Source organism: Streptomyces sp. BK79, assembly GCF_044142145.1.
In the GTDB taxonomy this organism is placed as follows: domain Bacteria; phylum Actinomycetota; class Actinomycetes; order Streptomycetales; family Streptomycetaceae; genus Streptomyces.
In genome coordinates this window covers 1-2,020 of sequence record NZ_JBHVOC010000068.1, presented here as the reverse complement: position 1 = coordinate 2,020, position 2,020 = coordinate 1, and the positions used below count along the sequence as shown (strand labels likewise).

General features: G+C 71.8%; 1 protein-coding gene. It reads right to left on the bottom strand.

What is annotated here, in order from left to right:
- A partial coding sequence (locus ACFIF2_RS35770; RefSeq protein ID WP_395577466.1) for a beta-ketoacyl synthase N-terminal-like domain-containing protein occupies nucleotides 1-2,020 on the bottom strand: 2,020 nt, incomplete at both ends.

Sequence of the window (2,020 nt, the reverse complement as noted above, 5' to 3'; positions counted from 1 at the left end):
CGACAGCACCCACGGCACCACCGGCAACGGTGCACGAGGACGCTCCTCCTCTGCCAGTACCGGCGCTTCCTCCAGGATCACGTGCGCATTGGTCCCGCTGATCCCGAACGACGACACGCCCGCCCTGCGCGGACGGTCACCGCTCTCCCACGCCCGGGCCTCGGTCAGCAGTTCCACCGCTCCCGCCGACCAGTCCACGTGCGGCGACGGCTCCTCCACGTGCAGCGTCCTGGGCAGCATCCCATGCCGCATCGCCATCACCATCTTGATCACACCGGCCACACCCGCAGCCGCCTGCGCATGCCCGATGTTCGACTTCAACGACCCCAGCCACAACGGCGCACCCTCACCCGGCCGCTCCTGACCATAAGTAGCCAGCAGCGCCTGCGCCTCGATGGGATCCCCGAGCGTCGTCCCGGTCCCGTGCGCCTCGACCACGTCCACATCCGACGCCCGCAACCCCGCAGCCGCCAACGCCTGCCGGATCACCCGCTGCTGCGACGGACCGTTCGGCGCGGTCAAACCATTCGACGCACCGTCCTGATTCACCGCCGAACCCCGCACCACCGCCAGCACCCGATGCCCATTGCGACGGGCATCGGACAGACGCTCCACCACCAGCACACCCACCCCCTCGGACCAGCCCACGCCGTCGGCGGCGGCCGAGAAGGCCTTGCACCGCCCGTCCGGGGAGAGCACCCGCTGCCTGCTGAAGTCCACGAAGGCGTCGGGGGTGGAGAGGAACGTGACGCCACCGGCCAGTGCCATGGTGCACTCGCCGTTGCGCAGCGCCTGGGCTGCCAGATGCAGGCTGACCAGGGAGGAGGAGCAGGCAGTGTCCACCGACACCGTGGGGCCCTCCAGGCCGAAGAGATACGCGAGCCGCCCGGACAGCACGCTGGCGGCGCTGCCGTTGGCGAGGTAGCCCGCCACGTCCGGGGGGACGTCGTCGCCCAGCCGGGTCCCGTAGTCGTCGTACATGACGCCCGCGAACACACCGGTCCGGCTGCCCCGGAGGGACACCGGGTCGATCCCGGCACGTTCGCACGCCTCCCAGGCGGCCTCCAGCAACAGCCGCTGCTGCGGATCCATGGCCAGCGCCTCGCGCGGACTGATCCCGAAGAAGTCGGGGTCGAACTCGGCGCCGTCGCGCAGGAAGCCGCCGTACCGCACGTAGGTCTTGCCGTCCTGCGGCTCGGGTGCGTACAGGCGGTCGGTGTTCCAGCCCCGGTCGGTGGGGAATCCGGAGACGGCGTCGACGCCGTCGGCGACGAGGCGCCACAGTTCCTCGGGGCTGTGCACGTCGCCCGGGTAGCGGCAGCTCATCCCGACGATGGCGATGAGATCGTCGGACTGGGCGGCCGGCCGCGCGGCTCTTCCGGCCTCGGCCACCGTGACCGAGTCCGTGTCCGTGTCCGAGATGCCCAGCGCGTCGAAAAGCTCACGCTTCAGCAACTCGGCCACGGCTTGCGACGTCGGATGGTCGAAGACCAGGGTGGCGGGCAACGCCAGACCGGTGGTGCCGCGCAGGGCGTTGCGCAACTCGACCGAGGCCAGCGAGTCGAAGCCCAGGTCACGGAAGGCCCGTCCCGGCTCGACCGCTTCCGGCCCGTCATGTCCGAGTACGCTGGCGACCTGCCCGCGCACCAGGTCCAGCAGTACCCGGTCGCGCTCCGTACCGGGCAGGCCGGTCAGCCGCTCGACTAGGGAAGCCGCCCCGGCAGCGCCGCCCACCGGTTGCCCGGACACCGCGGCGGAAGCCCGGGGTACGGGCAACCGCGCCAGGCCGCGCAGCAAGGGTGGCAGGTCGTCTCCACGGGCCCGCAGCGCCGCCGCGTCGACCCGCACCGGGATGACCACCGCCTCGGCGGGGGACAGGGAGAGCGCACGGTCGAACAGGGCCAGACCCTGCTGCCGGTCCAGCGCGGGCAGGCCGAGCCGGTCCATGCGGCGCAGGTCGGACTCGTCGGGGTCGCCCATCCCGCTGTTCTCCCTCCACAGTCCCCAGGCGAGGGAGTGT